Below are 6,672 nucleotides of genomic sequence, written 5' to 3'. Positions count from 1 at the left end.
TTCAGAATTAAAGAGCTTTTATGAGGGGCTCGTTAAAAAAGGGAAAAAGAAAATGGTAGCGTTTGTAGCACTAATACGAAAAATTATTGTTATCGCCAATGCCAGATTAAAAAAATTTGAACAGAAAAAATCGCTAACTGCGGTATCACTGTGAAGCTGTGAATAAGGTGTGTAAAATGACTATTTATTATCCAGTTTTCAAACTTGCTCACAGCAATTCAAACATAGTTGATCCAGCGCACCAAAGGTGCACTGGGACTCCCGCCTGCGCGGAAATGACGGAATTTGTGCTTCTAAAAATAAATCAATTATCCAAATTCAGACTTTATAAAGAAATTTTATTTCTGACTCGTTTTTTTCTCTGGTTTCGTTTTTGTGAACGACTTCGAAGACGGGGAACTAAAAATTCCACGCAAATTTACTTTAGGTAAGGCTTGTCCTAATTCGTTGTATTCAATACAGGTCTTACTGAAAGTTTCATAATTTCGGTTTTCCCCTATATTTCGCGGTGAATTTTTGTTAGGAGTTTAAGATTTTTTCACGGATAATACCTAGATTTAAAACCGGAGTCCTCAATGTTTCACGAATTAAAAAATTCAATAGAGTGGGAATTTTTGAATGAGAAGGATCTTCTGTATAAATTATTTTAAAATGCTAGAAAGCAGCTTTCAGAAATTTATTTCTTAGGGTGGGACAAGCGTTAATTGAAGAATTGATTAGTTGATCTACATAAAAAGATAGAATGTCTGGATTAGTCTTATTGGCACTTCTCAACGTTGTTACTACTTTTTCAAAATTGTCAGCGTCTATCTTTTTTTATAATCTTAAAAAATAAAATTAATAAAATTTATTTTCATTACTATTATTTGATTTAATTCATCAGTTAAGAGTGATTTTATTTTTCTACTATTTCGAAAGCTGCCTCCGGCTTTGGAGGCTCTTCGTCAACCCGTAGGGGATAAAGCATTTCCAAAATCGGTAATATTTTTTTGATATAAAATATGGGCCGTTCGTGGTTTTCAAGATGTTCTTTTGAGTTATCATTGAATTCTAGCTTGGATTCTTTAGCGTAGTAGATTAATCGTTCAAAATTATTTATTTCAAAATGACATGTGGCGGCTGTTAAAATTTCTTTGTAAAAAGTCTTATCTTCGTCATAACTGGAAGACAGGAACTTTTCTAAATCAACAGGGTTGGACTGGAGCAGCTAAATCGCTATTTTATTTAAGTATTCAGTGTGGAGACAAAAAAACGTCCAACTATCATTAAGGGGAACGTTTGTTTCGTCTACGGCTTGGTTTTTTAAAAAAGCAATAAAGTCAGAGTCAGATAATAGGCTAACATATTCAATCAGGGCTAATAAATTCGTTAACTGACAACTTTCAAGATTGTGGTTCTTGAACTTACAATGGAAAAGAAAAAGCGTAACAGAGCTAGAAGTAGATTCATCGAAATAACTTTCCAAAAATTTTATCCATTCGGGGAGAGGCAACTTAATAATTCCTTCCATCAGAGTCAATATTATTTCAGAGAAGCTATCCCAGCAATAATCAAGGTAATTTTGAATTATGTAATCGATAAGTCTGAACGTAGTATACCGTTCAACTTCCTCCCAGGAAGATTTAAGTTCAGAAGAGTTTTTTTCTTATCGATCGGAATGTGGTTCTTCTTTTGAAGAGCGTTGATGTTGGATTAACTTAAAAAATTTAGGGACAAAACCGGTGTTAGGATAATTGTTTTTTGACCAACAGCTTAATTTTTTAAAAAATTTGTTAGAGTAGCGATCTATCACTTCGCTAAGCGGATTCCCTTCAGATTTAATTTTTTCAGATTCAACTACAAGATGAAAAAACTTTACTTTTTAAAGGCACCCTCGCTTACGTTTTGGTTTAAAACGGCTAGGCGGTTGGCCAACTTCAAATTTAAATGTAGAAGCGATTCAAGAAATATCTTTATAGGTGAGGTTAGTTTTTCCTTCAATTTTGAGCTTTTGGAAGGTTGTTAACGGGACATCCTATACCCTCTTATTAAAATTAAAAAAACCGGACCAAAAAAACACTCAACTATTTGATCACAAATTAATAATCAAGTTAATCAGAGAATAACCAGCTATTAAAAAATGAAAACAAATAAACCCACGCCCTCTTCGGGGTAATTGGCCTTTTTTAAAAAAAGATTAAGCCATTGCTTGTAGCCTGATCCTTGACAATCCAACACAAATTGTAGAAACTAAAACCATATTTGGAGGGCATTGTTGTTTACTCCCATTTTCCACAACAATCTTTTTTTAAAACGAAAACCTCGCAAAAATGAGCACGTTTAGGTTATAGCTTAGTTTTTTTTCCATTTTTCTCAAACGAGGTTTCCAAATGAATCATTCAAATACAACCGAAAGATCATTATAGGCGTATTTAGCTTAGCGATGATCACAGCAGGGTCGGTGGATAGCATCCGCAATTTACCTGCGACGGCATTATTCGGCAGCTCGTTGATCTTCTTTTTTATTCTCGGTGCAATTTATTGCCGAGCGCGCTAATTTCGGCAGAGCTGGCCTCTACGAGTAAAGATCATGGCGGTGTGTATGCGTGGGTAAAAAATGCGTTTGGTTTGCAATTTGGTTTTCTAGCCATTGGTTTCAATGGATAGAAAACGTTATTTGGTATCCGACGATTTTATCGTTTATCGCAGGAACGATTGGTTACTTAATTTCGCCGCCCTTAGCGACAAATAAAATCTTTTTAATTACCGTCATTTTACGTGCGTTTTGGGGTGCGAGCATCATTAATTTATTGGGTATAAATTGTTCTACTCGTTCCAGTAATTTTTGCGCCATGACCGGTTTATTGTTACCCATGACGTTAATTATCGGTTTAGGCGCCGCTTGGTTATTTTTTGGAAAATCTTTACAAATCTCGTTTCATTCACAAGCATTATTACCGTATATTACGAGTGGCATGTGGGTGGCATTGACAGGGGTAATGATGTCTTTTTGCGGAATGGAAATTGCAACCGTTCATACCTCTGACGTTAAGCAGCCGCAAAAAGCTTATCCCCGCGCCATGTTGATTGTAACGCTGCTCATTTTATTCACGTTAATTTGTGGTTCTTTATCGATAGCTATTGTGCTGCCGGGAAAACAAATTAGTCTCGTCGCTGGCATTATGTAGGCGTTTGACGCCTTTTTTAGCGCTTGCCATTTGCACGGAATTTTGTCAGCTATCGCATTGATGCTAATTATTGGGGGTATGGGGGGCATTAACAATTGGATCATTGCGCCAACGCGCGGTTTGTTGTATGCCTTGCGCGATGGACAAATCAATCGGCATTTATTGCATGAAAATCGTTTTGGCGCCCCGAGCGTATTATTGATTTTGCAATCGGTAATTGTCTCTATTGTCGCGTTGATTTTTTATTGCTCTCCAGTGTTAACGCTTCTTATTGGTTGTTAACGGCGTTAGCGTCGCAACTCTACATGTTTATGTATATATTAATGTTCACGGCGGCTATTCGATTGCGTTATAAAAGAAATTACAAAAAACGTAAAGGCTTTTTAATACCGGGCGGCCAGTGGGGAATATGGATAGTAACAATAGCGGGTTTAATCGGTTCGATAACGACATTAATTATTGGTTTTATTCGCCGAATAACATTGCTGTTAGCAGAGCACGTTGCATTATGAAACGCTACCTTATAGTAGGGTTAATAGTGATGAGTTTCCCGCCTTTTCTGATGTATTTTAAGGCCCGTAAATAAACGCTCTCCCAGCCGTTGAAAAAGAGAGGGGTTTAAGGCGACAACGATACCGTTTGTCCACTCAAAACCGCTTTGGAGTGGATACTCGCCGCCACCGGCTTTAAGGTAGGGGGTACACACATTGTATTTTTCGATCATTTTACCCGTTTGTTCAAACATCTGACGATTAAGTGCAAGCCAACATTTGGTGATTATTTTGCCATCGGTTTCATAACCGTAATTGTTGGGCGCTTTCATCTAAAGTAGTGACTAAACTGTCGGGATAAAAAAGTCTTTTATTAATTTATCAGTAACCGTCGCTGCTTGAAATGAAGAAGCTAATTTAAAAAAATAACGGAAAAGCGGCTGCTAAAGTGAGCGAAGCCGTTTTTTCTTTTTTTGTCCAACAATAATCAAAATAAAATTCTTTATTGGTGTCCCAACAGTATTGCAGAATGGCTTGCTTTCGTCATTCGGCTCGGCGTTGATAAAATTCGGCTTTGCGTCGATTACTAAAATACTAGAAATAATTGGCCAGTTTTACTTCCATGTGATAAAGTATGGTATTGAAGTCTATCGGAATAAGTTCGGCGGTATAAATCGACGTTAATTTCTCTTTATCTCTCATCCATCGCTATGAGAAATCCAACCCCATTCGCATGCGGCGCGAATATTCCGGTACAAATGCCGTTTCTCTAAAGGCGCAGCTTGTTTATAAAATAACACGTCTTTTCGATAAGATTCCGGACGCGGCAGCGATAAATTATCCCAATAGGATAAATTATCCCAATAGCGATTTAAAACATACTGATGGTCTAGCAGCACCACGTGTCGATGAGCGGGACTTTATCGTGTTAGCTGATCTCCTCCCGCCACTCAAAACCGGTATTCTTTTTCCAGTGCTTTCACGAGGGGTTTTATAGCATCGACTCCTTGACGTTGCGCGATAATCTCAATGAGACAATCGAAGAAAAGAGACTGCGACCGCCTAGGATAATAAATCCTATTGCCGTTAGGGGTATGGCCCATAGTTTCTATTAAATAGGCTAAATTTTTTCCATATTGATCACAAGGTCGAGCTGATCAAAACAGGCAAGTCCTTCAGCAGTGAAATAACTATCCCAATAATAAATTTCTCGAAAACAGCCACCAGGGAGGAGGTAGGGGTGAGGTAACGGAATTAGGGAAGAATAATCAGGATGGGCACTGTCGGCGTTACAGGTTAAGAGAGGTCAAAGCAACTGAACAATAAGTTTCCATTGTATGAGAGGGATCAAAATCAAGAAAACGTTCCACCGGGTTGGGCACTTGAAAATGCTGTGAAATAAAATGGATTAAATTAAAGTGTGGTGCTGTTCTCTCTTGTTGAAAACGGCATAAAATTTCAGCGCGTGAAATTCGGGGAATACAGTCAACCTAGGTTTTGGAATCAGGGAAAACTTGCTGTGATTGCGAGACGATAAACAGCGGCCCTTCAATTTGACGGTATCGTTTTACCGGAGGTCGTTCTGGAGGTCTTGATTTTCTAGTTTTAGGAAACGATGAAGGGTGGGGAATAGTACTCTAAAGCACTGCTAATTTGTTCTTTTCTTTGCCTATGATAATAGAAGAAAGGGAGTAAAAATAAAAGAGTGATAGGGGTGAACGATAGACTTAAGGCATAATATTCACCCAAACGCCCAAACCAACTCCTGTCAGCTTGGGGCTTGGGGTTTCGCCGAAGGGCCGAAAAAATCATGATAAGCCCCATTATGGCGCTGTGGCGATTTTTAGGGAAGGTGATCAATACGGTGTAACATAAAATGGGTACATGGGGGCGAGGAAAAGTCCTACAAGTGGGAAAATGTAAACCTTCCAATGGGCCTCCCTCCAAAGGGCAATTAAAGCCGAACGTGGGTGATATCCGTGAGGGAGCAGAATAGAATCATTAAGGCCGGAAACCGCAATAGAAACGATGAGCAAGTTCAACCAATGTGTTTTTTAAGTAAAACCCTGCCGTTAAACGTCCGAGCGTATAAGTCGTCGAGAGAATGCTGGCGATTTCAACACTCATTGTCTGATTCAAATGCAAAACTTTATTTAAACGTTGGTAACCACGTCTTAATGCGTTCTTCAATAAATAGGTACGCAAAAATGCTGATAACAAAAGTAATTACTAATGAATAACGAATTAGTCCAATTATTTCGATAAAATCCTTTTTGGGAAATTGCTGCTTGGAATAAATTTGCTGTTGATCGATACGAGTAGAAGCCAGTAGGAGGAAAGCTAAAGTGGCCAAAGCGCCGATAAGCCAAAAAGCATAAAGCCAACTCGTGCAGGGGGAATTAATAAAAAAACCCAAAACCCACTTGATACGCCAACCATAAAAATTCCTTCGAGTAAACTCGTAAAACTAGCATATTCTCGCTCATTTTTTCGTAATTAACCTGATAGTGGAATAAACGTAAACTTTCACCAAGGCGATGCCTATGCCAACGCTGACAAGCAATAGCCGAACCATCCACATTTGATTGATCAACGGCGTCAAAGAACAAGCGACGCTGATAAGCGCTAAACCAAGGAGTATTGAAGTTTTATAACCTAACCGAGGTAAATAAGCCGCTACGACAAATGAAAAAACGGCAATAGTTATTTCTTTGTAAGCGTCTAAAGTGCCTGTTTGTGATTTTATAATTTGATAATGATTGATAACTTCTAAAATAACAGTGTCGATGCAGTTAAGAAGGATAGCGAAGATAAAATAATTTAAAAAGAGCTATAATTTAACTTTCCATATAGTCATATAACTTTTTTTCAATATCCACGAAGCAAAAATTTCTGATGGAAGCGATATTATCAAAACTATACGGATTCCAGTGACCTCCATACACGAAGGAAAGCGATGAATTTATCTTCTGAGCAGGCGGAATTAATGGAAAGGTTTGTTTTAATTGAAGCAA

General features: G+C 38.0%; 3 pseudogenes. 1 reads left to right on the top strand and 2 read right to left on the bottom strand.

What is annotated here, in order from left to right:
* Positions 1-2,369 precede the first annotated feature (2,369 nt).
* Positions 2,370-3,753 (top strand): annotated as a pseudogene (locus OWO34_RS06030) (APC family permease).
* Here the strand turns inward: OWO34_RS06030 and OWO34_RS06025 are convergent.
* Together OWO34_RS06025 and OWO34_RS06020 are read right to left on the bottom strand one after the other, a co-directional pair.
* Positions 3,700-5,139 (bottom strand): annotated as a pseudogene (locus OWO34_RS06025) (trehalase family glycosidase). The pseudogenes OWO34_RS06030 and OWO34_RS06025 sit on opposite strands and share 54 nt — an antisense overlap.
* A 124-nt stretch (positions 5,140-5,263) precedes the next feature.
* Positions 5,264-6,572: pseudogene (locus OWO34_RS06020) on the bottom strand (MFS transporter).
* Positions 6,573-6,672 lie beyond the last annotated feature (100 nt).

Source organism: Coxiella endosymbiont of Ornithodoros maritimus (genome assembly GCF_907164965.1).
Classification (GTDB): Bacteria; Pseudomonadota; Gammaproteobacteria; order Coxiellales; family Coxiellaceae; genus Coxiella.
The sequence above is the reverse complement of the archived record's forward strand: the minus strand, read 5'-3'. Positions and strand labels throughout refer to the sequence as shown.